Annotated in this window: 21 protein-coding genes; 15 read left to right on the forward strand and 6 right to left on the reverse strand. The window is 72.6% G+C overall.

All coding sequences use genetic code 11. The features are described 5' to 3' along the window. Positions 1–7 precede the first annotated feature (7 nt). From nhaA to MTR79_RS01280, 3 genes are all read right to left on the reverse strand, one after another. Positions 8–1,441 carry a Na+/H+ antiporter NhaA gene (nhaA, locus tag MTR79_RS01270; RefSeq protein ID WP_244788804.1) on the reverse strand — a complete coding sequence of 478 codons (1,434 nt, stop codon included), beginning with the start codon at positions 1,439–1,441 and terminating at the stop codon, positions 8–10. Between the two features lie 406 nt (positions 1,442–1,847). Beyond that, on the reverse strand, positions 1,848–3,803 hold the full coding sequence (gene acs / locus MTR79_RS01275) for an acetate--CoA ligase (protein ID WP_086704971.1): 1,956 nt from the start codon (positions 3,801–3,803) through the stop codon (positions 1,848–1,850). Positions 3,804–3,998: 195 nt separating this feature from the next. Then, positions 3,999–6,437, reverse strand: a complete 2,439-nt coding sequence (locus MTR79_RS01280) for a SulP family inorganic anion transporter (RefSeq protein WP_244788806.1) — start codon at positions 6,435–6,437, stop codon at positions 3,999–4,001. A gap of 329 nt (positions 6,438–6,766) precedes the next feature. Here MTR79_RS01280 and MTR79_RS01285 point away from each other — a divergent pair, with 329 nt between their 5' ends. Then, on the forward strand, positions 6,767–8,035 hold the full coding sequence (locus tag MTR79_RS01285) for a hypothetical protein (RefSeq protein WP_086704969.1): 1,269 nt from the start codon (positions 6,767–6,769) through the stop codon (positions 8,033–8,035). Positions 8,036–8,038: 3 nt separating this feature from the next. Here the strand turns inward: MTR79_RS01285 and MTR79_RS01290 are convergent, their stop codons facing one another. Beyond that, complete coding sequence (locus MTR79_RS01290) at positions 8,039–9,019, reverse strand: ATP-binding protein (protein ID WP_244788808.1); 981 nt, start codon at positions 9,017–9,019, stop codon at positions 8,039–8,041. Between the two features lie 101 nt (positions 9,020–9,120). On the opposite strand from MTR79_RS01290, the gene MTR79_RS01295 reads away from it, so the two are divergent. Further along, complete coding sequence (locus tag MTR79_RS01295; protein ID WP_086704967.1) at positions 9,121–9,945, forward strand: oxidoreductase; 825 nt, start codon at positions 9,121–9,123, stop codon at positions 9,943–9,945. Positions 9,946–10,355: 410 nt separating this feature from the next. On the opposite strand, the gene MTR79_RS01300 is transcribed toward MTR79_RS01295, so the two are convergent. After that, the gene (locus tag MTR79_RS01300) at positions 10,356–11,189 is read right to left on the reverse strand and encodes an HAD-IB family hydrolase (protein WP_086704966.1); all 834 of its coding nucleotides are present in this window, start codon (positions 11,187–11,189) and stop codon (positions 10,356–10,358) included. 575 nt (positions 11,190–11,764) lie between these two features. Between MTR79_RS01300 and ssd the strand changes: the two genes are divergently transcribed. The 7 genes from ssd (at position 11,765) to MTR79_RS01335 (ending at position 16,830) form a co-directional block, all read left to right on the forward strand. Then, entirely contained in the window at positions 11,765–12,865 is a 1,101-nt protein-coding gene (ssd, locus tag MTR79_RS01305) for a septum site-determining protein Ssd (protein ID WP_244788810.1), read from the forward strand. After that, positions 12,862–14,079, forward strand: a complete 1,218-nt coding sequence (locus tag MTR79_RS01310) for a TadA family conjugal transfer-associated ATPase (RefSeq protein WP_244788812.1) — start codon at positions 12,862–12,864, stop codon at positions 14,077–14,079. The genes ssd and MTR79_RS01310 overlap by 4 nt, the downstream gene beginning before the upstream one ends. Continuing rightward, positions 14,076–14,936, forward strand: coding sequence for a type II secretion system F family protein (locus MTR79_RS01315; RefSeq protein ID WP_189363858.1), 861 nt, complete (start codon positions 14,076–14,078; stop codon positions 14,934–14,936). The genes MTR79_RS01310 and MTR79_RS01315 overlap by 4 nt, the downstream gene beginning before the upstream one ends. Then, positions 14,933–15,718 (forward strand): type II secretion system F family protein, encoded by a 786-nt coding sequence (locus MTR79_RS01320; protein WP_189363859.1) that lies wholly within the window; start codon positions 14,933–14,935, stop codon positions 15,716–15,718. The genes MTR79_RS01315 and MTR79_RS01320 overlap by 4 nt, the downstream gene beginning before the upstream one ends. A gap of 92 nt (positions 15,719–15,810) precedes the next feature. Next, positions 15,811–16,020, forward strand: coding sequence for a DUF4244 domain-containing protein (locus tag MTR79_RS01325; RefSeq protein WP_048457243.1), 210 nt, complete (start codon positions 15,811–15,813; stop codon positions 16,018–16,020). Further along, positions 16,007–16,453, forward strand: a complete 447-nt coding sequence (locus tag MTR79_RS01330) for a TadE family type IV pilus minor pilin (RefSeq protein WP_244788814.1) — start codon at positions 16,007–16,009, stop codon at positions 16,451–16,453. Before MTR79_RS01325 ends, MTR79_RS01330 begins: the two co-directional genes overlap by 14 nt. Next, on the forward strand, positions 16,450–16,830 hold the full coding sequence (locus tag MTR79_RS01335; RefSeq protein WP_086705505.1) for an Rv3654c family TadE-like protein: 381 nt from the start codon (positions 16,450–16,452) through the stop codon (positions 16,828–16,830). Before MTR79_RS01330 ends, MTR79_RS01335 begins: the two co-directional genes overlap by 4 nt. Here MTR79_RS01335 and MTR79_RS01340 read toward each other — a convergent pair. Continuing rightward, entirely contained in the window at positions 16,766–19,372 is a 2,607-nt protein-coding gene (locus tag MTR79_RS01340) for a DEAD/DEAH box helicase (protein ID WP_244788816.1), read from the reverse strand. The two genes, MTR79_RS01335 and MTR79_RS01340, sit on opposite strands and share 65 nt — an antisense overlap. A 79-nt stretch (positions 19,373–19,451) precedes the next feature. On the opposite strand from MTR79_RS01340, the gene bldG reads away from it, so the two are divergent. From bldG to MTR79_RS01370, 6 genes are all read left to right on the forward strand, one after another. Continuing rightward, on the forward strand, positions 19,452–19,793 hold the full coding sequence (gene bldG, locus MTR79_RS01345; RefSeq protein WP_244788818.1) for an anti-sigma factor antagonist BldG: 342 nt from the start codon (positions 19,452–19,454) through the stop codon (positions 19,791–19,793). Between the two features lie 110 nt (positions 19,794–19,903). Further along, positions 19,904–20,341, forward strand: a complete 438-nt coding sequence (locus tag MTR79_RS01350; protein ID WP_086703794.1) for an ATP-binding protein — start codon at positions 19,904–19,906, stop codon at positions 20,339–20,341. A gap of 320 nt (positions 20,342–20,661) precedes the next feature. Further along, positions 20,662–23,073, forward strand: a complete 2,412-nt coding sequence (locus MTR79_RS01355; RefSeq protein ID WP_244788820.1) for a sodium-translocating pyrophosphatase — start codon at positions 20,662–20,664, stop codon at positions 23,071–23,073. A 181-nt stretch (positions 23,074–23,254) separates the two neighbouring features. Next, entirely contained in the window at positions 23,255–23,845 is a 591-nt protein-coding gene (locus tag MTR79_RS01360; RefSeq protein ID WP_086703791.1) for a small secreted protein, read from the forward strand. 82 nt (positions 23,846–23,927) lie between these two features. Further along, complete coding sequence (locus MTR79_RS01365) at positions 23,928–25,457, forward strand: methyltransferase (protein ID WP_189363862.1); 1,530 nt, start codon at positions 23,928–23,930, stop codon at positions 25,455–25,457. A 443-nt stretch (positions 25,458–25,900) separates the two neighbouring features. Continuing rightward, complete coding sequence (locus tag MTR79_RS01370; RefSeq protein ID WP_244788822.1) at positions 25,901–26,098, forward strand: hypothetical protein; 198 nt, start codon at positions 25,901–25,903, stop codon at positions 26,096–26,098. The last annotated feature ends 112 nt before the right edge of the window (positions 26,099–26,210 follow it).

Consider the following 26,210-nt stretch of genomic DNA (forward strand, 5'->3'; position numbering starts at 1 on the left):
CGTCAGATCATGCCGGACCGTCGTGCCGATCGCCTGCCCCGCCCGGCAGTTGTGCAAGCGCGTCGCGTGCGGCGGCCTTCTCCTTGGCGAGCCGCCGGTGCTCGGCGGCCTTCTTCTCCAGGATGCTGGCCATACGGAGGTGGTACTCCGGGTCGTCCTGCTCGTAGACGTCCGGTACCCCGCTGAGGTCCTCGTCCCGCTCCTCCTCCTCGGTCAACTTGCGGTACCTGGCGTTCCTGATCTTCAGCAGGACGGTCGCCAGGACGGTGGCGAGGAGTGAACCGGTGAGGACGGCGGCCTTCACACTGCCGCTCATCGTCGCGTCGTCCTCGAAGGCCAGCTCGCCGATGAGCAGCGACACGGTGAAGCCGATACCGGCGAGGGCGGCCACCGCGAACACGTCCCCCCAGGCCAGGTCGTCGCTGAGGGAGGCGCGGGTGAACCGGGACGTCAGCCATGTGCCGCCGAAGATGCCGAGCGTCTTGCCGACGACCAGGCCGAGGACGACGCCGAGCGTCTCGGGCTGCGTGAACACCTTGCCGAGGGCATCACCGGAGACCGCGACACCGGCGCTGAACAGCGCGAACATCGGCACGGCGAAACCGGCCGACACCGGCCGGACCAGGTGCTCGATGTGCTCTCCGGGCGAGTGCTCCTCGCCCTCCTCACGGTGGCAGCGCAGCATCAGGCCCATGGCGACACCGGCGATGGTGGCGTGGATGCCGCTGTTGTACATCAGCCCCCAGATGACCAGGGCCAGCGGAACGTACAGGTACCAGCCGCGCACCCGCTTGCGCAGCAGCAGCCAGAAGAGGGCCAGGCCCGCCACCGCGCCGCCGAGTGCGGCGAAGTTCAGCTGGTCGGTGAAGAAGATCGCGATGATCAGGATCGCGAACAGGTCGTCGACGACCGCGAGGGTGAGCAGGAAGGCGCGCAGCGCGCTGGGCAGCGAGGTGCCGATGACGGCGAGCACGGCCAGCGCGAACGCGATGTCGGTGGCGGTGGGCACGGCCCAGCCGGCGAGGGAGCCGCCGCCCACTCCGGCCGTGACCGCGTAGACCAGCGCGGGCGCGATCATGCCGCACAGGGCGGCGACGACCGGCAGGGCGGCGGCCTTCGGGTCGCGCAGGTCACCCGCGACGAGTTCCCGCTTGAGTTCGACGCCGGCGACGAAGAAGAAGATCGCGAGCAGGCCGTCGGCCGCCCAGTGCGCGACGGACAGGTCCAGTCCGAGCGAGGAGGGGCCGAAGTGCCAGTGGCTCACCGTCTCGTAGCTGTCACCCAGTGCGGGTATGTTCGCCCACACCAGCGCGGCGACGGCGGCGAGCAGCAGCAGGACGCCGCCGACGGTCTCCGTGCGCAGGGCCTCCGCGACGAAGTTCCGCTCGGGCAGGGAGAGCCGGCCGAAGGTCTTGCGGGGGGAAGGGGTAGGGGCGCTCACAGGCATGTCCTCTGGTAGACGGGCAGCACAAATCGTGTGCCGACCAGACTTCCCGGCGCCCCATGAGATTACTTTTTGCCGTTCTTTAGCTTAGCTAACGTGCTCACGGACCGCACCAGCAGCATCAGCGACCCGGGCGCGGAGCGGCCGACGGGCCCCTGGCAGGGCAACGGGCGGGGTCGTGGGCCCTGACCTGCGGAGATGGTGACCGGCGGGCGGGTGCGCCCAGCCGCGCCCGGCCGCCGCGCGGGGCCTGACGTGGTTTGGCTCACAGGGCGGGGACCCGCCGCACAGGACGCCGCCCGTGCCCCCACGAGCAGGGGCACGGGCGGCGGTGCACTGGGCCGGACGGGTGCCGGCGGGCTTGGGCCCGCCGCCGTCGCCCGTGCGCGGGCAGGGGTGCCGGTCAGTCCTCGCTCGGCGCAGCCGGAAGCTTCGCCTGGATGAGGTCCATGACCGTGGAGTCCGTCAGCGTGGTGACGTCGCCGAGCTGGCGGTTCTCCGCGACGTCCCGCAGCAGACGCCGCATGATCTTGCCGGAGCGGGTCTTCGGCAGCTCGGCCACCGGCAGGATCCGCTTCGGCTTGGCGATCGGGCCGAGCGTGGTGCCCACGTGGTTGCGCAGCTCGCCGACGAGGTCCTCGGTCTCCGCCGCGGTGCCGCGCAGGATGACGAAGGCGACGATCGCCTGGCCGGTCGTCTCGTCCGCGGCGCCCACCACGGCCGCCTCGGCGACCGACGGGTGGGAGACCAGCGCGGACTCGACCTCCGTGGTGGAGATGTTGTGGCCGGACACCAGCATCACGTCGTCGACCCGGCCGAGCAGCCAGATGTCGCCGTCGTCGTCCTTCTTCGCGCCGTCACCGGCGAAGTACTTGCCCTCGAAGCGCGACCAGTAGGTGTCGATGAACCGCTGGTCGTCGCCCCAGATGGTGCGCAGCATCGACGGCCACGGCTCGGTCAGCACCAGGTAACCGCCACCGCCGTTGGGCACCTCGTTCGCCTCGTCGTCCACGACCGTGGCGGAGATGCCCGGCAGCGGGGTCTGGGCGGAGCCGGGCTTGGCGGAGGTCACGCCCGGCAGCGGGGAGATCATGATGCCGCCGGTCTCGGTCTGCCACCACGTGTCGACGACCGGGGTGCGGTCCGCGCCGATGTTCTTGCGGTACCAGATCCACGCCTCGGGGTTGATCGGCTCACCGACGGAACCGAGCACCCGCAGCGACGACAGGTCGAACTTCGCGGGGATGTCGTCGCCCCACTTCATGAACGTCCGGATCGCGGTGGGCGCCGTGTAGAGGATCGTCACGCCGTACTTCTGCACGATCTCCCAGAAGCGGCCCTGGTGGGGCGTGTCCGGCGTGCCCTCGTACATGACCTGCGTGGCGCCGTTGGCGAGCGGCCCGTAGACGATGTACGAGTGCCCGGTGACCCAGCCGACGTCCGCCGTGCACCAGTACACGTCGGTCTCCGGCTTGAGGTCGAACACCGACCAGTGCGTGTACGACGTCTGGGTCAGGTAGCCGCCGGAGGTGTGCAGGATGCCCTTCGGCTTACCCGTGGTGCCCGAGGTGTAGAGGATGAACAGCGGGTGCTCGGCGCCGAACGCCTCCGGGGTGTGCTCGCTGCTCTGGCGGTCGACCACGTCGTGCCACCACACGTCGCGGCCCTCGGTCCAGGCGACGTCCTGGCCGGTGCGGCGGACGACGAGGACGTGCTCCACGCTCTCCACGCGGCTGACGGCCTCGTCCACGGCCGGCTTCAGGGCGGAGGGCTTGCCACGCCGGTAGCCGCCGTCGGACGTGATGACGACCCGCGCGTCGGCGTCCTGGATGCGGGTGGCGAGGGCGTCCGCCGAGAAGCCGCCGAAGACGACCGAGTGCGCGGCGCCGATGCGGGCGCAGGCCAGCATCGCGACGGCGGTCTCGGGGATCATCGGCATGTAGACGGCGACCCGGTCGCCCTTGCGGACACCCAGCTCCAGCAGGGCGTTGGCGGCCTTGGAGACCTCGTCCTTGAGCTGGGCGTAGGTGATGGCGCGGCTGTCGCCCGGCTCGCCCTCGAAGTGGATCGCGACCCGGTCGCCGTGCCCGGCCTCGACGTGCCGGTCGACACAGTTGTAGGCGACGTTGAGCTCGCCGTCCTGGAACCACTTGGCGAACGGCGGGTTCGACCAGTCGAGGGTCTCGGTGGGCTCCTTGGCCCAGGTCAGCCGGCGGGCCTGCTCGGCCCAGAAGCCGAGCCTGTCAGCCTTGGCCTGTTCATACGCCTCCGCCGTGACGTTGGCGTTCGCGGCCAGGTCGGCGGGGGGTGCGAAGCGTCGCTCCTCCTTCAGGAGGTTGGCCAGGCTTTCATTGCTCACGGCATCTGCCTTTCCCAGGGTGTCCGTTGTGTCCCAGGCCACAGCTCATCAGACCTGGGGGCACGCTGACAAGGGTCGACGGGAAATTGGTTTAGACCTGTCGGGCTCGTGTCGTGCGGTTGCCCGACACCCCTTCCCACGGGGCGCCGGGCAACCTGGTTCAAGTGGTGTAACGCCTCTCACACCTGGCGCGCGTCACACCACCAGATCCACCTCGCGTACCCGGTCGAAGACCCTTGCCCCCTCCTGCTCCGCGAGGAGGTATGCCTGTGCCTCACCCACGTGGAAGTACACCCCGTGCAGTTCGAGGCTCCCTTCCTCCAGGGCGCGGGCGACCGCCTCGTGGGCACGCAGGTGCTCCAGCTGCTGCACCACGTTGGTCAGGCAGAGTCGCTCGACGTCGTCCGCGGGGGCCCGCCCGGCCAGTCGGGGCGCGGGCGCACCGGGGTCGCGCAGCCGCTCCAGGCTCGGCCCGCCGTGCCGCAGCCAGCGGCCGAGCGGCGTGACGGCGGGGGAGCCGGGGCGGGAGCCGAGCAGGGCCTGCATGGCGCCGCATCCCGAGTGGCCGCACACCGTGATCGACCGCACCGCCAGCACGTCGACGGCGTACTCGATGGCGGCGGCCACCGAGTCGTCGCCGCTCTCCACTCCGGGCGGCGGCACGAGATTGCCGACGTTGCGCACCACGAACAGGTCGCCGGGGCCACTGGAGGTGATCATCGAGGTGACCACCCGGGAGTCGGCACACGTCAGGAACAGCTGCGACGGCTGCTGCCCCTCCCGCGCCAGCCGGGCCAGCTCACCGCGCACCAGGGGTGCCGTGCGGCGCTGGAACGTGCTGAGTCCGCGCACCAGTTGACGGCCGCTCGGGGTGCGTCCGCGGGCCGGGGCGCTCGACGCCGGGTCGGTCCCGCGATCCCCCTCGTCGGCCCCGGGCGTCCCGTCCGGCCCGGCCGCGATGTCCGGGGCGGGGGAGGGCCGCTCGCACTGGTGGTTGCGCCAGGCCGTCCAGGGGCGGCAGCGGCAGTCGCCGGAGGTGCCGGACTCCCCGCCGTGCGCCGGTTCGGTGGCGAGCTCGCCGGGTTCGGCGATCCGCACTCCGGTGCGCCGGCCGGTGATCTCCACGGTGCCGCCGCGCGCGGTGTGCGTGCTCTGCCAGTCCTGCAGCGTCTCGTACGCGGCGTGGTCCATGAAGGACCCGTTCAACGACACCACCACGTCCGCGCCTTGGGGGACGAGGTGCAGGGCCCGGCTGAGCCGCGGCACCGCGAGGAACGTCAACTGCCCGCGGACGTGCACGTGGTGGACGCCGTTCTCCTCCTCGTGGGTGATCCGGGTCCGGGTGAGCCGGTGCAGGGCCACGCCCACGGCCACGGCGATGCCGAGCGCCACTCCCTCCAGCACCCCGAGGGAGATCACCCCGAGGGCGGTGACGGCGTAGACCAGGACCTCGCGGTGGCGCGTCACCGTGCGGATGTGGTGCAGGGACACCATGCGCAGGCCGACGGCCATGACGAGCGCGGCGAGCGCGGCGAGCGGGATGAGCTCCAGCAGCGGGACCAGCAGCAGCGCGGCCGCCACCACCAGGGCGCCGTGGATGATCGTGGAGTTGCGGCTGACGGCGCCCGCGTGGACGTTGGCCGTGCTGCGGACGGCGACGCCGGCCACGGGCAGACCGCCGAGCGTGCCGGAGACCACGTTGGCCGCGCCCTGGCCGAGCAGCTCCCGGTCCAGGTCGGAGCGGACGACGTGCCCCGCACCGGGGCGGGCGGCGGCCAGCTTGTCCACGGCCGTCGCGCCGAGCAGCGACTGCACGCTGCACACCAGCGTCGTGGTCAGCACGGCCGCGACGAGACCGAGCACCGGACCGTCGGGCAGCCCGGCCAGCGCGTGGCTGTGCCACGACGGCAGGTCCACCACGGGCAGCACCAGGCCGGCCGCCGCGGCGACCGCGGTGGCGCCCGTGACGGCGACCAGTGCGGCGGGCATCCGGCGCAGCAGGTGTCCGGCGCGGCCGGGCAGCCGGGGCCAGAGCAGCAGGACGGCCAGCGTCAGCACGCTCACCGCGAGAGCGGCGGTGTCGAGACGCGCCAACTGCGCTGGCAGCGCGCGGAGGTTGTCGGGTACGGAGCTCTGCGGCTCGCCCCCGAGGACGATGTGCGCCTGGGCGACTGCGATGGTGACGCCGATGCCCGTGAGCATGCCGTGCACGATCGCGGGGCTCACGGCGAGGGCCGCGCGTGCCACGCGCAGGCAGCCGAGGCCGAGCTGGGCGACGCCGGCGAGGACGGTGATGGCGCAGGTGGTGCGCCAGCCGTACTGGTGGATGAGGTCGGCGGTGACGACCGTGAGTCCCGCCGCGGGGCCGCTCACCTGGAGCGGGGAGCCGCCGAGCCGTCCGGCGACGAGCCCGCCCACGGCTGCGGCGACCAGGCCGGCCTGGAGGGGCGCGCCGGTGGCGAGGGCGATGCCGAGGGACAGGGGAAGGGCGATGAGGAAGACCGCCACGGCGGCCGAGAGGTCGGCGCCCGCGACGCGGAAGCGGCGACGGCGGCCGGGTGGCGGGCTGTGCGGGGGATGGGCTCGCTCGATGTGCGCCGATTCGGTGGCGCCGGCGGGAACGCAGGCTGACATGGACTCCCGTCTCCTTCGGGTCTGCGCGGTCGCGTGACGGTGGGGGCCCGCTCGGGCGGAGCGGTCGCGGCCGTGGGGAACGGCCCCAGAACGGCGGGATGGCAACTCTCAGTAAACAGATCGTAATTGCGAGTAAAGGACCGGCATAGACTTTCCGGGCAAATGGCGGCAGGCATCACTCTGAGGGATGAAGTAGCCATTTCATCGGCTTGTCGTATTAATTCACTTCTTCTTTCCGTGCGACGTTGACGGCGCGGTCGGCATGGACCGGCCCGGCACCGCACAACGCCTCATCGAGCTCGGCCCGAGAGAAGGAAGAAGGTGGGCGAATGGCCGCCACCCACAGGATCGCCACGGGCACCGTGATCACCGCGGTCTGCCTCGCCACGCTCGCCGGCTGCGGAACCGGCGGCGGAGGTGGGCAGGGCGGGCCGGAAAAGGAGAAGGCGCAGCCGGCCCCCGCGCCCAAGAACGTCGTCCGGCTGATCGGCGACGGCTCCACCGCCTACACCGGCGCCCAGCCGCACCTGCCGAAGCCGGAGCGGCTGAAGCCCGGCGAGAAGCCTCCGCAGTTCGTGGTGTTCTCCTGGGACGGCGCGGGCGAGGACAGCCAGAAGCTGTTCTCCCACTTCCGCAAGGTCGCCAAGGAGAACGACGCGACCATGACGTACTTCCTCAGCGGCGTGTACCTCCTGCCGGAGGAGAAGCGCGACCTGTACAACCCGCCGCAGCACTCGCCGGGCCGGTCCGACATCGGCTTCAACGACCAGCAGGGCATCGCCGACACCGTGAAGCAGCTGCGCCTGGCCTGGCTCGAGGGCAACGAGATCGGCACCCACTTCAACGGCCACTTCTGCGGCGGCGACGGCGGGGTCGGCGAGTGGTCGGTCGAGGAGTGGAAGGAGGAGATCGCCCAGGCCAAGCAGTTCGTGAAGACCTGGAAGACCAACGCGGGCATGGAGAACGAGGCCCCGCTGCCCTTCGACTACGACAAGGAGCTCATCGGCGCCCGTACGCCCTGCCTGGAAGGGCAGAAGAACTTCATGAAGGCCGCCCGGGAGCTGGGCTTCCGCTACGACACCAGCGGTGTCAACAACCAGGTCTGGCCCGAGAAGAAGTCCGGGCTGTGGGACGTGTCGATGCAGCTCGTGCCCTTCCCCGGGCACTCCTTCGAGCAGCTCACCATGGACTACAACTTCATGGTCAACCAGTCCGGCACCACCACCCAGGGCGACCCCTCCAAGCACGAGATGTGGGGCGACCAGATGCGGGACGGCCTGCTCCAGGGCTTCGAGCGCGCCTACAACGGCAACAGGGCGCCCCTGATCATCGGCAACCACTTCGAGTCCTGGAATGGCGGCACGTACATGCGGGCCGTCGAGGAGGTCATCGAGACGGTGTGCACCAAGTCCGACGTGCGGTGCGTCTCCTTCCGCCAGTTGGTGGACTGGCTGGACGCGCAGGACCCGGCGACCCTGGAGAAGCTGCGCTCGCTGGGTGTCGGAGAGGCCCCGAAGAAGGGCTGGAAGACCTTCCTGGCCTCCGGCCCCGCCCCGGCTCCCAAGGGTGCGCCGGGCTCCCCCGCGCCGAAGGAGTGAGGCTCAGGCCCCGGCGGTGACGCTCTCGCCGAGCACGAAACCGGGGTCGACCTGCGCCGCCAGGTCGGCCCCGGTTCGCTCGTTCCCCCAGGACTGGGCGTTCTTGAGGTGGAAGTGCACCATCTGGCGCGTGTACCGCTCCCAGTCCCGCCGCTCGTACGTCGCGTCGGCCGCCTCGCGCAGTGTGCGCAGGGCGAGCCGGTCGGACCCTTCCAGCGCGGCGAACCGCGGCGGGCGGCCCTTCTCCATGGCCCGCACCCAGTCCGAGTGGCCCACGGTCACCAGCAGGTCGTCCCCGACCTCCGCGCGCAGGAAGTCGAGGTCGTCCGGGCCCTGCACCTTGTTGCCGACGACCCTCAGCGCCACGCCGAAGTCACGGGCGTAGTCCTTGTACTGGCGGTAGACGGAGACACCCTTCCGGGTCGGCTCGGCGACCAGGAACGTCATGTCGAAGCGGGTGAACATGCCGGACGCGAAGGAGTCCGAGCCGGCCGTCATGTCGACCACGACGTACTCGCCGGGGCCGTCCACCAGGTGGTTCAGGCAGAGCTCCACCGCCCCGGTCTTGGAGTGGTAGCAGGCGACCCCCAGGTCGGCGTCGGTGAAGGGGCCGGTGACCATCAGGCGGACCGTGCCGCCGTCCAGCTCCACGGGACGCGCGCAGGCGTCGTAGACCGGGTTGTCCTCCTGGACCCGCAGCAGCCGGGAGCCCTCGCCGGGCGGGGTCGTCTTGATCATTGTGTCGGCGGACGCGATGCGCGGGTTGCTGCCGCGCAGGTGGTCCTTGATCAGCCGGAGGTGCTCTCCCATCGCGGGGAGGGCGGCGGCCTCGGGCTCGTCCAGGCCCAGCGCGGCCCCGAGGTGCTGGTTGATGTCGGCGTCCACGGCGACCACCGGGGCGCCCTCGGCCGCGAGGTGACGGATGAACAGGGAGGACAGAGTCGTCTTTCCGCTCCCGCCCTTCCCAACGAAAGCAATTTTCATGTTCACGAAGCGTAGTGCGTTGATAGCTGTATGTCACAGTAGGGCGTGAAGAAGACCACTCCATCGTGGGGCGGGCGTCCGAGGTGCGTAGGGTCGTACTCATGAGTACGACGGGCGCGACCGCCGATCCCCTCGCGGCCCTGGGCGACCTGCCCGGTGTGGCCGACTCCGTGGAGTCCGTGCGCAAGGCCGTGGACCGGGTCTACGGGCACCGGGTCATGCGGCGGCGCAGCAACGAGATCACCTCCGAGGCGGCCCTACGCGGAGCCCGGGGTTCGGCGGCGCTGTCCGGCGCCGACTGGGCTCTGGAGGAGGTGCGGCGGCGCAGCGACTTCAGCGGCGACGCCGAGGCGCGCACCGTGGGCGCCGCGCTGCGGCTGACGGCCGAGGCGGGTCAGCTGCTGTCGATCTGGCGGCAGTCGCCGCTGCGGGTGCTGGCGCGGCTGCACCTGGTCGCCGCTGCCGACAAGGCCGAGCACGTGGGCCGGCCCCGCCGGGCGGGCGAGCCGGTCGACGAGCCCCTGACCGACCTGCCCCTGCCGGGCGCCGACGAGATGCACGGCCGCCTGGAGGGCCTGGCCGAGATCGTCATCGCGGGCGGTTCCGCGCCGGCGCTGGTGACGGCCGCCGTGGTGCACGGCGAGCTGCTCGCGCTGCGTCCCTTCACGTCGCACAACGGCCTGGTCGCGCGCACGGCCGAGCGGATCGTCCTGGTCGGCAGCGGCCTGGACCCCAAGTCGGTGTGCCCCGCCGAGGTCGGCCACGCCGAGCTGGGCCAGGACGCCTATCGGGAGGCGCTGCGGGGCTATCTGTCCGGCACGGCGGAGGGCATGGCCGCCTGGATCGCCCACTGCGGGCGGGCCGTGACGCTGGGCGCGCGCGAGTCCACGGCGGTGTGCGAGGCGCTGCAGCGCGGAGCCGCCTGACCGGCCGAAGGGGCACGCGGGCCGGGGCGGAGGGGCTCCGCGCGAGAATGCGGCGGTACGAATACTCGTACCGCCGCTGGCATGTCCACCGCGTTACCAAGCGTCCTCGATGTGTACCCATCAGGCCGGGGACTTTGCCCGGCCTGGTGCGGCTGGCCCGTAATCGACGGGTCGACGTCGCGTGGGTGCGCGGTTTCCATGCGCGGTCCGTGGGGCCTAAAGCGTTCTGGAGGTCGTCCTCTCGGACGTCCTTGGTCTCGCGGGCCGTCAACTCCTTTGTACTCCGGCTTCACGGAGAGGGGAAGTCCTGGCCGCGTTCCTTTACTTTTGGGCTCAAACAAGCAGTAAACGGACGCCGAAATGGCGAACGCGTCCCGGAACGGGGACGCGCGGCGAAGAGGGAAGTACGTTCAGGCGACAGTCGAGCGGCGTCGGCTCGCGTACCAGACAAGGCCCGCGGTGGCCGCCGCCGCACCTATCGCGGCCGCCGCGACAAGAGCGGGACGCGGCGGTACGGAGAACGCCGGGAAACGCTGCTTCAGCCGCACCGGACGGTGGAAATCGAGGATCGGCCACTCGCGCGCCAGCGCTTCCCGGCGCAGCGCGCGGTCCGGGTTCACGGCGTGGGGATGCCCGACGGCCTCCAGCATCGGGATGTCGGTCACCGAGTCGCTGTAGGCGTAGCAGCGGGACAGGTCGTAGCCCTCGGACGCGGCCAGCTCCCGGACCGCCTCCGCCTTGGTCGGGCCGTACGCGTAGTACTCGACCTCGCCGGTGAAGCAGCCGTCGTCGCCCACCACCATGCGTGTGGCCACGACCCGGTCGGCGCCCAGCAGCTCGCCGATCGGCTCGACCACCTCGGCGCCCGAGGTGGACACGATCACCACGTCCCGGCCGGCGGTGTGGTGCTCCTCGATGAGGGTGGCGGCCTCGTCGTAGATGATCGGGTCGATCAGGTCGTGGAGGGTCTCGGCGACGATCTCCTTGACCTGATCGACGTTCCATCCGCGGCACAGCGCGGACAGGTACTTCCGCATCCGTTCCATCTGGTCGTGATCCGCGCCGCCGGCGAGGAACACGAACTGGGAGTACGCGGTCCGCAGAACGGCCCTGCGGTTGATCAGTCCGCCTTGGTAGAAGGACTTGCTGAAGGTGAGTGTGCTCGACTTCGCAATGACCGTCTTGTCCAGGTCGAAGAAGGCGGCTGTGCGGGGCGACAAGTGGTTTTCCACGCCCTTGAGCATAGGCGCAGCCCATTCGGCGTAGTGTGTGGCGCGTGGGTTTGCCTGAGAGGGCCCTCGGGTACACCATGGAAGTCACGGATCGTTCGCGACCGTGCTAACCCGGTCCGACTCCTCCCCCCCCGAGTCGGCCGTGGGGACGACCCCCGCTCTCCCCCCCGGCGGGGGTCGTCGCATGTCCGGACGCGTTTTCCGCCGCTTTCTCTTCTTCTTCCTCCCGTGCGGGTCCGCATGAGGAATTGATTGTCATGTGCGTGACTGGTGACGGAGGGTAGCGCTCGGGCTGCTCCGCGGTTGGCGCACAGACGCCGTGGCGGTCTCACCGGTATGGGTGACCGCGATATTCACAGCCATCGCCCTGTCCACGGTTTTCACCAAGATCCCCACGATTTCCGGGACCGCTGCACTGTCATTCCCACGCGTCCCGATCGCCGCGAGTGCACACCCGCTTGCGCTCGGCCGGGACGCGCCCGGCCGGTTTCCTCCGGCCGGTCCGCGGGAGGCCGCAGCGCGGTCCTCCCACACCTGGAACCGGCGGGGCCCGAGGGCCGCGCGAGGTAGGGAGCACTGGGGACGACATGACCGGAACCGTCACACACGACCCGCCGCCCGGAGGGAACCGGCCGGGCGCACCGCTGATCGTCACCGAGGACACGGGTCTCCTCGACGACCTGCTGCGCCTGTGCGCGGCCGCCGGCGCCACACCGGAGGTCCACCACGGGCTGCCCGGGCCGCGCGGGAGCTGGGAGGCCGCGCCCCTGGTCCTGGTCGGTGACGACGCCGCCCGGCGGGCCCGCGGCGTGCCCCGCAGACAGGGGGTGGTGCTGGTCGGCCGCGACCAGGACGACCCCGGCGTGTGGCGGCGTGCCGTCGAGATCGGCGCCGACCACGTGCTGATGCTGCCCGACGGCGAGCAATGGCTCGTCGACCGCATCGCCGACGTCGCCGAAGGCGTCGGACGGCCCGCGCTGACCGTCGGCGTCATCGGCGGCCGGGGCGGCGCGGGCGCGTCCACCCTGGCGTGCGCCCTCGCCGTGACCTCCGCCCGCGAAGGGTTGCGCACCCTGCTGGTGGACGCCGACCCGCTGGGCGGCGGGCTGGACGTGGCGCTCGGCGGCGAGACCGCGAAAGGGCTGCGCTGGCCGGCCTTCGCGTCGTCGCACGGCCGGGTCGGCGGCGGCGCGCTGGAGGAGTCACTGCCCGAGCTGCACTCGCTGCGGGTGCTCAGCTGGGACCGCGGCGACTGTCTCTCGGTGCCGCCCCGGGCCGTGCGCGCGGTCCTCGCCGCCGCCCGGCGCGGCGGCGGAGCCGTCGTCGTCGACCTGCCGCGACGCGTCGACGAGGGCGTCGCCGAGGTCCTCGCCCAGCTCGACCTCGCGCTCCTCGTGGTCCCCGCCGAGCTCCGCGCCGTCGCGGCGGCCGGCCGCGTCGCCTCCGCCGTGGGCATGGTCCTGCGCGACCTGCGCGTCGCCGTCCGGGGGCCGTACGCACCGGGCCTGCACGGCCAGGAGGTGGCCCGGCTGCTCGGCCTGCCCCTCGTCGGTGACGTGCCCGTCGAACCGGCCCTCCAGCGCCCGTACGGCACGGGACGTCCGCCCGGTGTGACGGGACGGGGCCCGCTGGCCCGTTTCTGCCGCGAGTTCTGGGACCGCGCGCTGGTGGAGGCGAGGGCGGCATGAGCGGCACGCGGACGACCGGGGCGGCGATGCCTCCCGGGCTGCTCGACGGTGTGCGGCGGTGGCTGGCCGAGAGCGGCGCCGAGCCGACGCCCGCGCGGGTGGCGCAGGCCCTGCGCGAACAGGGCCGGGTGCTCGGCGACGCGGAAGTGCTCGGCGCGGCCGAGCAGCTGCGGTCCGAGCTGGTCGGCAGCGGACCGCTGGAGCGGCTGCTGTCCGACCCGACCGTGACCGACGTGCTGGTGTCCGCGCCGGACCGGGTCTGGGTGGACCGCGGCGGGGGCCTGACGCTCACCTCGGTCTCCTTCCCGGACGAGCCGTCCGTGCGGCGCCTGGCGCAGCGGCTCGCCGCGGTGGCCGGCCGGCGCCTGGACGACGCGCGGCCCTGGGTGGACGCCCGGCTCCCCGACGGCACCCGGCTGCACGCGGTGCTGCCGCCCGTCGCGGTGGGCGGCACCTGCCTGTCCCTGCGGGTCGTACGGCCTCGCGCCTTCACCCTCGACGAACTGGTGGCCGCCGGGACGGTGCCACCGGGCGGGGACCAGGTACTGCGGGCCCTGATGGACGCCCGGCTGTCCTTCCTGGTCAGCGGCGGCACGGGCACCGGCAAGACCACCCTGCTCAGCGCTCTGCTGGGCCTGGTGGGGCCGGACGAGCGGATCGTGCTCGCGGAGGACTCGGCCGAGCTGCGGCCCGACCACCCCCATGTCGTGCGGCTGGAGACCCGGCCCGCCAACCAGGAGGGCGCGGGACTGGTGACCCTGGAGGACCTGGTGCGCCAGGCCCTGCGGATGAGGCCGGACCGACTCGTCGTGGGCGAGGTGCGCGGGCCCGAGGTGGTGCATCTGCTCGCCGCGCTCAACACGGGACATGACGGCGGCTCCGGCACGGTGCACGCCAACGCGGCGAGCGACGTCCCCGCCCGGCTGGAGGCGCTCGGCACGGCGGCGGGCCTCGACCGGTTCGCCCTCCACAGCCAGCTCGCGGCCGCGCTGTCGGTGGTGCTGCACCTGGTGCGGGACCGCAGCGGCAGACGGCGTATCGCCGAGGTGCACGTCCTGGAACGCGACCCTTCGGGGCTGGTGCGGACGGCCCCGGCGCTGCGGTGGGGACCGGAGACCTTCGTCGCCGAGCCCGCCTGGCCGCGCCTGCGGCATCTGCTGCGCGCCGCGCGCGACGAGGAGGCCCGGGCGGGGCGAGAGGCGGTCGGCGCATGAGCGGGGTGAGCGGGACGACGGTGGGTGCGGTGGCGTGCCTGGGGACGGCGGCCTGGATGCTGGGCGGCGGACACGGGGAGGCCAGGCGGGCGCGGGCGCTCACCGGGGACGACGGGGGTTCGGCGGGACGGCCGCTTCTCGCACCGGCGGCGGACCGGCTTCGGGCGCGACTTCGCGTCGAGTGGGTGTCGTTGGCCGTCGGCGTGGTGCTGGCGGTCCTCGGGGCGTCGGTGCTGCCGGTCGTCGCGGGGGCGGCCGGGGTGCCTGTGCTGCGCAGGGTGCGGCGGGCGGCCGCGGCGCGCAAGGAGCGGGACGGCCGCGCGGACGCGGTGGTCGCGCTGTGCGGGGCGCTCGCCGGGGAGTTACGGGCGGGACGGCAGCCGGGCGAGGCCTTGCTGCCGGCCGCCCGGGACTCCGAAGGGCTCGGCGACCACCAGGCGGCCGTGCTGGCGGCCGCGCGGTTCGGCGGCGACGTGCCGGGCGCGCTCACGGCGGCCGCCCGGCAGCCCGGCGCCGAGGGACTGCGCGGACTCGCCGCGTGCTGGCGGGTGGCGGTGGACCAGGGCGCGGGACTCGCGGACGGCCTCGACCGGCTGGAAGCGGCCCTGCGCGCCGAGCGGGACCAGCGGGCCGACCTGCGCGCCCAGTTGTCCGGGGCCCGCACCACGGCGGTGATGCTCGCGGGGCTCCCGGTGGTCGGGCTGGCGCTGGGCGCGGCCCTGGGCGCCGATCCGCTGCACGTCCTGCTGCACACGCCGTCGGGGACGGTCTGTCTGGCGGCCGGCGGGGTGCTGGAAGGGCTGGGCCTGTGGTGGGCGCTGCGGATCATGCGCGGGGCCGAGGAGGCGGCGCCATGAGTGATGACGTCGTCCACAGGCTGGGGACGGTCGTGGGAGTCGCCGCCGTGCTCATGGTGGCGTGGGCCTGGTGGCGCCGCCTCCGGCACGAGCGTCGGACACGGCGGCGACTCGGCGCGCTCGCGGCCCGGGAGCGGCGAAGGACGGGAGTGCGCCTCCCGCTGCTCAGGACCGCGCGCGGCGGGCTGCCGTACGTGGCGGTGGTGGGCGCCGGGTTGGTGACGGTGGGCGGGATCGGCGGTGTCGGGCTGGGACTGGTCCTGGCGGCGGGACTGTGGCGGTGGCGCCGGCGGCAGACGCGGGCGGCCCCTGACGGGAGCGCGCCCGACTCGGCTTTGGCGGCCCGCCAACTCCCGCTCGCCGCCGACCTGCTGTCCGCCTGCATCGCGGCGGGCGCCGGACCGGTACCGGCGGCGCAGGCCGTCGGGGAGACCCTGGGCGGCCCGGTCGGGGAGGCCCTGGTGCGGGGCGCCGCGGAGGTGCGGCTCGGCGGTGAGCCTGGGGAGGCCTGGCGCCGGCTGGCCGCCCTACCCGGCGCGGTCCCGCTGGCCCGGTTGCTGGAGCGGGCCGACGTGTCGGGCCTTCCGCTCGCCGCACCGGTGGGCCGGCTCGCCGCCGAGTCGCGGGCCGCGTGGTCCCGCGCGGCGACCACGCGGGCCCGGCGGGCGGCGGTCCTGATCAGCGCGCCGGTGGGTCTGTGCTTCCTGCCCGCCTTCATCGCCGTCGGCGTCCTGCCCGTGGTGATCGGGCTCGCGGGCGGGGTGCTGGGCGGGGGTGGGTGAGGAGGCGCGGCGGACGGCGAAGGACGACAGCAGACAACGAGGACCGGCGACGACCGGCGAGGACAACAGACATGGCACGTATGGAGGTTCGGATGTATCAGGTGGTGCGGGCGCGGCTGCGTGCCCTGACGGCGAGGGTGCGCGGGGCGCGGAGGGACACCGGGATGGTGACCTCGGAGTACGCGATGGGGATCGTGGCCGCGGTGGCGTTCGCCGTGGTGCTCTACCGGGTGGTCAACAGCGGCCCGGTCAGTACGGCCCTGCGGAACATCGTGCAGCAGGCCCTCGATGGCCGCATGTGACCGGGGACGCGGCAGATGGCGCGGGGTACGGGACGACAGGGGACGCGGCAGACGGCGCGGTGGACGGGGCGACAGGTGGCGCGACCGCGGCTTCGTGACGGCGGAGTCGGCGTTGGTGCTGCCCGTGCTGGTGCTGTTCGTGACGGCGCTGGTGTGGGGGCTGATGGTGGTGGCCGCGCAGATCCAGTGTGTGGACGCGGCACGTGCAGGCGCGCGGGCGGCGGCGCGGCAGGATCCACCGGACGCGGTGGTCGAGGTGACCCGGGAGGCCGCGCCGGCCGGTGCGCGGGTCACGGTCGGCCGGGACGCCGAGCAGGTCACGGTGACCGTGGTGGCCAGGGCACCGATGCTGCGGGCGCTGCCCTTCGAGCTGAGGGAGGAGGCCGTCGCGGCGGTCGAGGAGGCGGTGGTGGCCGTGGGCGCGGTGAGGTGAGCGACGCCTCGCCGGGGCAGGACCGCGGCTCCGCCTCCGTCTGGTGCGTCGGTGCGGTCGCCGTGCTGTGCGTGGTGTTCGGGGTGGTGCTCGCCCTGGGGCACGCCGTGGTGGTCCGGCACCGGGCGGCGGGAGGCGCGGACCTCGCGGCGCTCGCCGCCGCCGACCACTGGGCGCACGGTGCGGCGGAGGCGTGCGCGCGGGCGGGCCGGGTGGCCCGGGCCCAGGACGCGCTGCTCGTGCGGTGCGTGTTGACCGGTGAGGTGTCGGACGTGTCGGTGGCGTCCGGCGCGGGGCCGTTCAGCGCGGAGGTCAGGGCACGGGCGGGACCTCCCGGTCCGGCGCAGCCTCCGCCGCCCCCTCGGCCGGCGCGCTGAGCCGGCCGCCGCTCCCCTCGGAAGCCCCCGCCACAGCCTCCGCCTCCTCGGTTCCTTCCTCGGCCCCGTCCTCCGCCCCGTCCGTCTTCTCCTCGGGCGCCCCCTCCAGCAGCACGTCCAGGAGCCGCACGGCGCCCCGCTTGTGCAAGGGGTCGTTGCCGTTGCCGCACTTGGGTGACTGGATGCAGGAGGGGCAGCCGGCCTCGCACTCGCACGAGGCGATGGCCTGGCGGGTGGCCGTGAGCCAGGAGCGGGCGGTGTGGAAGGCGCGTTCGGCGAAGCCCGCGCCACCCGGGTGGCCGTCGTAGACGAAGACCGTGGGCAGCAGGGTGTCGGGGTGCAGCGGGACCGAGACGCCGCCGATGTCCCAGCGGTCGCAGGTGGCGAAGAGCGGCAGCATGCCGATCGACGCGTGCTCGGCCGCGTGGAGGGCGCCGCCGAGGATCTCCGGGTTGATCCGGGCCCGGTCGAGCTGGTCCTCGGTGACCGTCCACCACACGGCGCGGGTGCGCAGCGTACGGGGAGGGAGGTCGAGTTTGGTCTCGCCGAGCACTTCGCCGGTGATGACCCGCCGCCGCAGGAAGGAGACGACCTGGTTGGTCACCTCGACGGAGCCGAAGCAGAGGCGTCCGTCGCCCCAGGGGATCTCGGTGTCGGTCTCCAGGACGGAGATGGACGTCGTGTCCCGGGCCACCGTCGTCCAGGACGGGCTGGCCTGCTCCACCAGGGCGACGGAGTCCTCCAGGTCGAGGGAGCGGACGACGTAGGTGCGGCCCTGGTGCAGATGGACCGCGCCCTCGTGGACGCTGGTGTGCGCGGCGCCCGCGTCGACCGTGCCCAGCAGCCGGCCCGTCCCCGCCTCGACGACCTGGACGGGGCGCCCGCCCTCCCCGCGGATGTCGGTGAGGTCGGCGGCCCGCTCGCGGCGCGTCCAGTGCCAGGCCCGCGTCCGACGGCGCAGCAGCTTCGCGGCCTCCAGCTGCGGCAGCAGTTCCTCCGTGGTGGGGCCGAAGAGGGCCAGGTCGTCCTCGGTGAGGGGCAGTTCCTCGGCGGCCGCGCACAGGTGCGGGGCGAGGACGTAGGGGTTGTCGGGGTCGAGGACCGTGGACTCCACGGGACGGTCGAAGAGCGCCTCGGGGTGGTGGACGAGGAAGGTGTCCAGCGGGTCGTCGCGGGCCACGAGCACCGCGAGCGCGCCCTGCCCGGATCGTCCCGCGCGGCCGGCCTGCTGCCACAGGGAGGCCCGGGTGCCCGGATAGCCGGCGATGACGACGGCATCCAGGCCGGAGACGTCCATGCCGAGTTCGAGGGCGTTGGTGGCGGCGAGCCCGAGGAGTTCGCCGGAGTGCAGGGCGCGTTCGAGGGCGCGGCGCTCCTCGGGGAGGTAGCCGCCCCGGTAGGCGGCGACCCGCCCCGTCAGGGACCGGTCGACCTCGGCGAGGCGTTCCTTGGCGATCACGGAGATCAGTTCGGCGCCGCGCCGGGAGCGGACGAAGGCGACCGAGCGGACACCCTGCACGGTGAGGTCGGTGAGCAGGTCGGCGGCCTCGGCGGTGGCGGTACGCCGCACCGGGGCGCCCTTCTCGCCGTGCAGCTCGGTCAGCGGCGGCTCCCAGAGGGCGAACACCAGTTCACCGCGGGGTGAGGCGTCGTCCGCGACCTCGACCACGGGCAGGCCGGTGAGGCGGCGGGCGGCGACGGCAGGCTCGGCGGCGGTCGCCGAGGCCAGCAGGAACACGGGCGACGCGCCGTAGCGGGCGCACAGCCGCCGCAGCCGGCGCAGCACCTGGGCGACGTGCGAGCCGAACACGCCCCGGTAGGTGTGGCACTCGTCGATCACGACGTACTTGAGCGCCTTGAGGAAGGAGGACCAGCGGGGGTGGGACGGCAGGATCCCCCGGTGCAGCATGTCGGGGTTGGTCAGCACGTAGTTGGCGTACTGGCGGATCCATTCGCGTTCCTCGAACGGAGTGTCGCCGTCGTGGACCGCCGCGCGCACCGAATGGCCCAGTGGCTGTGAAAGTTCCTTCACGGACCGGCACTGGTCCGCGGCGAGGGCCTTCGTGGGGGCGAGGTAGAGGGCGGTGGCGCCCCTGCCGTTCGGCGCCTCGGCCCCGTCCAGCAGCGTGGACAGCACGGGCACCAGGTACGAGAGGGACTTGCCGGAGGCTGTGCCGGTGGCGACCACCACCGAGTCGCCGTCCAGAGCGTGCTCGGCGGCCCGCGCCTGGTGGGCCCAGGGGTGTTCGATTCCCGCGGCATGCACCGCGGCGATCACCTCCGCGCGGATCCGGTCCGGCCAGACGGCATGGCGACCCGCACGCGGGGGCAAGTGCTCCGTATGAGTAATGCGCGAAGCCCGGCTCGTTCCGGACGCGAGCCGGTCCAGGACGTCGCCCGGCGCGGCGGTCCCGGATCGCGTGTCCGTCGGGGGTCGATCGGATCGGTGATTCTTGGCCATCGGCACCGAGTGTGTCACCGGCGTGACGGACAATGGGGCCAAGGCGTCGTGCACGCCTGCCGGTAAGTGATTGAATGCCATGGCGGCTGGCGAACCGTCCCGGGGGCTGAGCCGAGATGTCCCAAGGGCGACCGCTCGATAGCTAGGTGCTGGAGGATCCGTGGACCTGTCCCTGTCGACCGAGACCGTGGGCGATCGCACGATCGTCAGGGTCGGTGGCGAAATCGACGTATATACCGCGCCCAAGCTGCGCGAGCAGCTGGTCGAGCTGGTGAACGACGGCAGTTTCCACCTTGTCGTCGACATGGAGGGTGTGGACTTCCTCGACTCCGCCGGTCTCGGCGTGCTGGTCGGCGGCCTGAAGCGGGTACGAGCCCATGAGGGCTCGCTGCGCCTGGTCTGCAACCAGGAGCGCATTTTGAAGATCTTCCGCATCACCGGCCTCACCAAGGTGTTCCCGATCCACACCTCGGTCGAGGAAGCGGTGGCGGCGACCGACTGACCACTCGCTCCCGGGCGGTCGTGCCCGGGCAGCACGAGAGACACCGAAGGGGGCCGGGCGTTCGGCGGCCCGGCCCCTTCACCGCACGCCCGTAGTCGCGAGGGGGATGCATGGCCACCGTCGAACTCCGCTTCAGCGCGCTGCCCGAGCACGTCCGGACCGCCCGGCTCGTGGCGGCGGCGGTGGCGCGCAGGGCCGGAGTGGACGAGGCCGTCCTCGACGAGGTGAGACTCGCCGTCGGCGAGGCCTGTACCCGGGCCGTCGGACTGCACCAGCACGGGGGCATCTCGGCGCCCGTGAAGGTGCTGCTGATCGAGGAGGAGAAGCAGTTCTCCATCGAGGTCGGCGACGAGGCCCCGCACGCCCCTGTCCAAGCCCGCTCGGCCGACGAGGTGCTCGGCGACCCCGACGCGGAGACCGAGGAGGACGAGATGGGCCTCGCGGTCATCAGCGGCCTCGTCGACGACGTCGAGGTCAGTGCCGGGGAGAACGGCGGATCGATCCGCATGAGGTGGCCCACCACGCCGCCGGCCGCGACGTTCACCTGACCGGTTCACCCGTACGCCGACCGTTTTCCGAAGGGCCCCCTGCATGGGGGCCCTTCGGCATGTGCGGGTGCCGGGGACCGCGCTTACAGTGGTTCCCAGCGGAAGATCGCGTGAATTCGTTCACGATCCTCCGCGCCCGGGATATGCGATCACGAGAATGCCTCAAAGGCATTACCGATTTCCGGTCGGCCGGTCATCGGAGATCAATGGTGAAGAGCGACTGCACGCCATTTACATTTCTCGCGGTCTGTTTAGATCAGGTTCCGGTACCTACAATCCCGTCCACATCTTGAGCTCAGCCCAAGCGTCAAGGAGGACGAATGGCGGGGCTTTCCATCTCATACGAGTCGGGCCAACCCACATCCCTCGCAGCCGCCGTGCTGACCGACGAGAACCGCGTGCTCGTGGTGACCATCGGCATCGTGGCCCTGGCGGCGCTGGCCGTCGCGGCGGTCCTGGTGCGCCAGGTGCTCGCGGCCGGCGAGGGCACCGACAGCATGAAGAAGATCGCGGCCGCGGTCCAGGAGGGCGCCAACGCCTATCTGGCCCGCCAACTGCGCACGCTCGGCGTATTCGCCGTGATCGTTTTCTTCCTGCTCATGCTGTTGCCCGCGGACGACTGGAATCAGCGTGCCGGGCGGTCGGTGTTCTTCTTGATCGGAGCGGCGTTCTCGGCGGCCACCGGCTATATCGGCATGTGGCTCGCGGTACGCAGCAATGTCCGGGTCGCAGCCGCGGCCCGGGAAGCCACTCCGGCCGAGGGCGAGCCGGAAAAGGATCTCACCAGCGTTTCGCACAAGGCGATGAAGATCGCTTTCCGTACGGGCGGTGTGGTCGGCATGTTCACGGTGGGGCTGGGTCTGCTCGGCGCCGCCTGTGTCGTGCTGGTGTACGCGGCCGACGCGCCGAAGGTGCTCGAGGGATTCGGTCTCGGGGCCGCGCTGATCGCGATGTTCATGCGGGTCGGCGGCGGCATCTTCACCAAGGCCGCCGACGTCGGCGCCGACCTGGTCGGCAAGGTCGAGCAGGGCATTCCGGAGGATGATCCGCGCAATGCCGCGACCATCGCCGACAACGTGGGCGACAACGTCGGCGACTGCGCGGGCATGGCGGCCGACCTCTTCGAGTCGTACGCCGTGACGCTGGTGGCCGCGCTGATCCTCGGGTCCGCGGCGTTCGGCAACGCGGGTCTCGCGTTCCCGCTGCTCGTCCCCGCGATCGGTGTGATCACCGCGATGATCGGCATCTTCGCGGTGGCGCCCCGGCGCGCCGACCGCAGCGGCATGAGCGCGATCAACCGCGGGTTCTTCATCTCCGCGGCGATCTCGCTCGCGCTGGTCGCGATCGCGACGTTCGTCTACCTGCCGTCGTCGTACGCCGACCTCACCGGGGTGACCGACGAGGCGGTCCTGGCCAAGAGCGGCGACCCGCGGATCCTCGCGCTGGTCGCGGTGGCCATCGGCATCGTGATGGCCGCGCTGATCCAGCAGCTCACCGGCTACTTCACCGAGACCACCCGGCGCCCCGTGCGGGACATCGGGAAGACCTCACTGACCGGGCCGGCCACCGTGATCCTCGCCGGTATCTCCGTGGGTCTGGAATCGGCCGTCTACACCGCCCTGCTGATCGGACTCGGCGTGTACGGGGCGTTCCTGCTCGGCGGCACGTCGATCATGCTGGCGCTGTTCGCGGTGGCACTGGCCGGCACCGGTCTGCTCACCACGGTCGGCGTGATCGTCGCGATGGACACCTTCGGCCCGGTCTCCGACAACGCGCAGGGCATCGCCGAGATGTCCGGTGACGTCGAGGGCGCGGGCGCGCAGGTGCTCACCAACCTGGACGCCGTCGGCAACACCACCAAGGCCATCACCAAGGGCATCGCCATCGCCACGGCCGTCCTCGCGGCGGCGGCGCTGTTCGGCTCGTACCGGGACGCCATCACCACCGGCGCGCGGGAGGTGGGCGAACGGCTCAGCGGCGAGGGCGCGCCACTGAGCCTGATGATGGACATCTCGCAGCCGAACAACCTCGTCGGCCTGATCGCGGGCGCGGCGGTCGTCTTCCTCTTCTCGGGGCTGGCGATCAACGCGGTGTCGCGGTCGGCGGGTTCGGTGGTCTACGAGGTGCGGCGGCAGTTCCGTGAGAAGCCCGGGATCATGGACCACACCGAGACGCCCGAGTACGGCAAGGTCGTCGACATCTGCACCAAGGACGCCCTGCGGGAGCTCGCCACGCCCGGTCTGCTCGCGGTGACGGCGCCCATCTTCATCGGGTTCACGCTCGGTGTGGGAGCGCTCGGCGCCTTCCTGGCCGGCGCCATCGGCGCGGGCACGCTGATGGCGGTGTTCCTCGCCAACTCCGGCGGCGCGTGGGACAACGCCAAGAAGCTCGTCGAGGACGGCCACCACGGCGGCAAGGGCAGCGAGGCCCACGCGGCCACCGTCATCGGCGACACGGTCGGCGACCCGTTCAAGGACACCGCAGGACCGGCGATCAACCCCCTGCTGAAGGTCATGAACCTGGTGGCGCTGCTCATCGCGCCCGCGGTCATCAAGTTCTCCTACGGCGCCGACAAGAGCGTCGGCATGCGGGTGCTGATCGCGGTCGTCTCCGCGCTGGTGATCATCGCGGCGGTGTACGTGTCCAAGCGGCGCGGGATCGCCGTGGACGACGAGGAGGGCGACGCGGAGCCGAGGCCCAACTCGCCCGACCCGGCGGTGGTTTCCCGGTAGGGCGAGCCGGACACCGGTTCAAGGCGTGGGCGGGCGGCGCGGATTGGCGCGCCGCCCGCCCGCACGGTTTCCGGTCCGTGACCCTTGTCTCGCCTGGTGCAAATGGTTACAAAAGTCTCTTACCGGACGTTCGCCACGTGGGTGTAGGCCATCCGGCGTGTATGTTCCGGGGCCGAAGGCCATGGAAGGGACCAATCCGGTGAACAAGAAGCTCGCGGCCGCACTGTCCGGCGGTGCGGTACTGGTACTGGCGCTGACGGGATGCGGCGGCGACGACAGCGACGAGAAGCTGGACGCATGGGCGAAGGAGGTCTGCGACGCCGTGCAGCCGCAGGCCGCCAAGATCAAGGCGGCCAACACCGCCATCCAGAAGGAGACCTCGGACAACAGCACGCCGCAGGCGGTCCAGCAGGCCGATTCGAAGGCCTTCCAGGACATGTCCGACGCCTACAAGGCCATCGGCGCCGCCGTGAACAAGGCGGGCGCGCCCGACGTGGAGAACGGCGAGCAGAAGCAGCAGGACGCCGTGAAGGAGCTCAACAGCATCTCCGCGTCCTACGCCGGCCTCAAGAAGCAGGTCGACGGCCTCAACACCGAGGACCAGGCGGACTTCGCCGACGGTCTGAAGGACATCGCGGCCGAGCTGGACAAGCTGAGCAAGAGCGGCAGCGACGCCCTCAGCACCCTGGAGGAGGGCGAGGTCGGCGAGGCCATGTCCCGTCAGGCCAGCTGCCAGACCGCCACCGCGTCGGCGGGCGCGACCAAGAGCTGACGGCGGCTCGCGCGGTACGGGCCGCCCGGCTGACGGCGGCTCAGCGGCCGCGGGTGCGCGCCGGGTGGGGGCGGCGGCCACAATGGGAGGCGTGAGTGACGCCAGCCTGCCGCCCCTGCCCTCGTCCGACCGCACCGACGCCGCCGCCCGGCTGCGGGAGGCGCTGCTCGGCGCCTCCTTCACCGCCGACGGACTGCTCGACCTGCTCGGCGCCCCCGCGTACGCGGCGCTGGCCCGCAGCGAGACCGTGCCCGCGCTCCGTGCCACCCGCGGGGACACCCCGCTGGAGCTGCTCGTACGACTGTTCCTGCTCCAGCAGCCGGTGCCGCGCGCGGGCCTGGACGGCGTCCTGCCCGTGGACGTGTGCCTGGAGAGCGGCTGGCTCCGCCCCGTGGGCGGCGACACGCTCGCGGCCACCGTGGACGTCCGGCCGTACGGCGGGTCCGACGGCGAGGACTGGTTCGTGGTGTCGGACCTCGGGTGCGCGGTCGGCGGTGCCGGGGGCATCGGCAGCCGGGACGCGGGCGTGGTGCTCGGCGTCGGCGGCGCCTCCATGACCCTGGCCGGCATCACCGTCCGTACGCCCGTCGACTCCGCGCTCGACGTCGGCACGGGCTCCGGCATCCAGGCGCTGCACGCCGCCCGGCACGCCACACGCGTGACCGCCACCGACGTGAACCCGCGCGCCCTGCACATCACGGCGCTCACCCTCGCGCTGTCCGGGGTCCCGGCCGCCGGTCTGCGCGAGGGGTCGCTGTTCGCCCCGCTGCGGGACGACGAGACGTACGACCTGATCGTGTCCAACCCGCCGTTCGTCATCTCGCCCGGGGCGCGGCTCACCTACCGCGACGGCGGGATGGGCGGGGACGACCTCTGCCGCACGCTGGTGCAGCAGGCGGGCCGGCGGCTCAACGGGGGCGGGTACGCGCAGTTCCTCGCCAACTGGCAGCACGTGGAGGGGGAGGACTGGCAGGACCGGCTCCGCTCCTGGGTGCCGCGCGGCTGCGACGCGTGGATCGTGCAGCGCGAGGTGCAGGACGTGACGCAGTACGCCGAGCTGTGGCTGCGGGACGCGGGCGACCACCGCGGGGACGAGGCGGAGTACCGGGCGCGGTACGACGCGTGGCTGGACGAGTTCGAGGCGCGCGGGGTGAAGGCGGTCGGCTTCGGGTGGATCACCCTGCGCCGGTCGGACGCGGCCGTGCCGTCGGTCACGGTGGAGGAGTGGCCGCACCCGGTGGAGCAGCCGCTCGGCGACACGGTCCGCGCCCACTTCGATCGGCTGGACTACCTGCGGTCGCACGACGACGCCGCGCTGCTGGAGGCGCGTTTCGCGCTGGCGCCCGAGGTGGTGCAGGAGCAGGTCGGGCTGCCGGGCGCCGAGGACCCCGAGCATGTCGTGCTGCGGCAGAACCGCGGCATGCGCCGGGCGACCAAGGTCGACACCATCGGCGCGGGCTTCGCCGGCGTCTGCGACGGCACCATGACCGCGGGCCGGATCCTGGACGCCATCGCCCAGCTTCTCGGCGAGGACCCCGTCCTGCTGCGCGACCGCACCCCGGCGCAGATCCGGCTGCTGGTCGAGCAGGGGTTCCTGGACCCGGTGGACTGAGAGGTCCGGCACGGGCGGCCCGCCCGGGTGCGGGCAGTCGTGGGTTGCTCGGGCAGTTCCCCAGGCCCCTTCGGGTCGCGTTCACCGCAGCACCCGCAAGGGGCGCGGGGAACTGCGCGACCAGCCCCCACCGCCCCGCGGACGGCAACGAGACCGCGCCACACCAACCCACACGCGCCCCTCGAAGCACACACGCCACGGTGACCGGGTCCCGTACGCCCCTGTGTCGTGCGCCGCATCTTTCACGCCCCTGTCGGTCCCGGTGCGGGACCGTCCGGATCCCGGTGAAAATTTCCGGAAGCGGACCGCGCGCGCCCGCTTCCGGACGCCTCGCCGCCCTCCCGAGCCGCTCCGTTCACCTCCGGTTCGTCCTCCCGCCGCCCACGCGTGGCAGCGTCCCGAGCAGTCGGCGCAGGGACGGACGAGAGGGGGCGCGGGCGACCATGGAGAGCGGGCCGGCGATCTACGCGGGGACGGTGTTCTGCCTGTTCGGTGCCGGTTTGCTGGCCTGGACGGTGTCCCGTGCGCGGCAGCACCGCCCGGTCGCGCTCGGTGTGAGCCGCGTCCCATCGGCCACGGTCGCCGGGGCCGTCGCGCTGGTCTCCCTGGCCCTCGGCGTCTGGTGCTTCGGCCGTCTCTGAGGCGCGCCGGGATCCGCACCCCGCAGTAACCGAAGGGTCGCCCTCCGCATGAGAGCGGGCGGAGTCTGGACACTCCGGGCGGCAGGAACGGTGGTAGTCGGGTTACCGTTCG

Source organism: Streptomyces sp. BJ20 (assembly GCF_022869105.1).
Lineage (GTDB): Bacteria > Actinomycetota > Actinomycetes > Streptomycetales > Streptomycetaceae > Streptomyces > Streptomyces griseoincarnatus.

Excerpts from the sequence above, each read along its gene's own strand:
- MTR79_RS01370 (WP_244788822.1), top strand. The coding sequence starts at position 25,901 with ATGGAGAGCGGGCCGGCGATCTACGCGGGGACGGTGTTCTGCCTGTTC.
- MTR79_RS01280 (WP_244788806.1), bottom strand. The coding sequence starts at position 6,437 with ATGTCAGCCTGCGTTCCCGCCGGCGCCACCGAATCGGCGCACATCGAG.
- MTR79_RS01290 (WP_244788808.1), bottom strand. The coding sequence starts at position 9,019 with ATGAAAATTGCTTTCGTTGGGAAGGGCGGGAGCGGAAAGACGACTCTG.
- MTR79_RS01285 (WP_086704969.1), top strand. The coding sequence starts at position 6,767 with ATGGCCGCCACCCACAGGATCGCCACGGGCACCGTGATCACCGCGGTC.
- MTR79_RS01325 (WP_048457243.1), top strand. The coding sequence starts at position 15,811 with ATGTATCAGGTGGTGCGGGCGCGGCTGCGTGCCCTGACGGCGAGGGTG.
- ssd (WP_244788810.1), top strand. The coding sequence starts at position 11,765 with ATGACCGGAACCGTCACACACGACCCGCCGCCCGGAGGGAACCGGCCG.
- MTR79_RS01340 (WP_244788816.1), bottom strand. The coding sequence starts at position 19,372 with ATGGCATTCAATCACTTACCGGCAGGCGTGCACGACGCCTTGGCCCCA.
- MTR79_RS01330 (WP_244788814.1), top strand. The coding sequence starts at position 16,007 with ATGGCCGCATGTGACCGGGGACGCGGCAGATGGCGCGGGGTACGGGAC.
- MTR79_RS01300 (WP_086704966.1), bottom strand. The coding sequence starts at position 11,189 with ATGCTCAAGGGCGTGGAAAACCACTTGTCGCCCCGCACAGCCGCCTTC.
- MTR79_RS01350 (WP_086703794.1), top strand. The coding sequence starts at position 19,904 with ATGGCCACCGTCGAACTCCGCTTCAGCGCGCTGCCCGAGCACGTCCGG.
- MTR79_RS01320 (WP_189363859.1), top strand. The coding sequence starts at position 14,933 with ATGAGTGATGACGTCGTCCACAGGCTGGGGACGGTCGTGGGAGTCGCC.
- MTR79_RS01355 (WP_244788820.1), top strand. The coding sequence starts at position 20,662 with ATGGCGGGGCTTTCCATCTCATACGAGTCGGGCCAACCCACATCCCTC.
- MTR79_RS01360 (WP_086703791.1), top strand. The coding sequence starts at position 23,255 with ATGGAAGGGACCAATCCGGTGAACAAGAAGCTCGCGGCCGCACTGTCC.
- MTR79_RS01315 (WP_189363858.1), top strand. The coding sequence starts at position 14,076 with ATGAGCGGGGTGAGCGGGACGACGGTGGGTGCGGTGGCGTGCCTGGGG.
- MTR79_RS01365 (WP_189363862.1), top strand. The coding sequence starts at position 23,928 with ATGGGAGGCGTGAGTGACGCCAGCCTGCCGCCCCTGCCCTCGTCCGAC.
- MTR79_RS01295 (WP_086704967.1), top strand. The coding sequence starts at position 9,121 with ATGAGTACGACGGGCGCGACCGCCGATCCCCTCGCGGCCCTGGGCGAC.
- MTR79_RS01310 (WP_244788812.1), top strand. The coding sequence starts at position 12,862 with ATGAGCGGCACGCGGACGACCGGGGCGGCGATGCCTCCCGGGCTGCTC.